Below are 373 nucleotides of genomic sequence, written 5' to 3'. Positions count from 1 at the left end.
GAGGGAACGCGGGGAAGTGAAACATCTCAGTACCCGCAGGAAGAGAAAACAACCGTGATTCCGGGAGTAGTGGCGAGCGAAACCGGATGAGGCCAAACCGTAGGCGTGTGATACCCGGCAGGGGTTGCGCTTACGGGGTTGTGGGATCGTACTTCGATGGTCTGCCGGCCATCGGGCGAGTCAGAAATTGTTGGTGTAGGCGAAGGGCATGCGAAAGGCCCGGCGTAGAGGGTAAGACCCCCGTAGCCGAAATGTCAGCAACTTGCTTGTACGACACCCAAGTAGCACGGGGCCCGAGAAATCCCGTGTGAATCTGGCGGGACCACCCGCTAAGCCTAAATATTCCCTGGTGACCGATAGCGGATAGTACCGT

General features: G+C 57.9%; 1 rRNA gene. It reads left to right on the top strand.

Features of this window, described 5'->3' with window-relative positions:
- A 23S ribosomal RNA gene (locus tag IF83_RS0129560) occupies positions 1-373 on the top strand; the annotation flags it as partial.

It is taken from the genome of Streptomyces albus subsp. albus, assembly GCF_000719865.1.
In the GTDB taxonomy this organism is placed as follows: domain Bacteria; phylum Actinomycetota; class Actinomycetes; order Streptomycetales; family Streptomycetaceae; genus Streptomyces; species Streptomyces albus_E.
The sequence above is the reverse complement of the archived record's forward strand: the minus strand, read 5'-3'. Positions and strand labels throughout refer to the sequence as shown.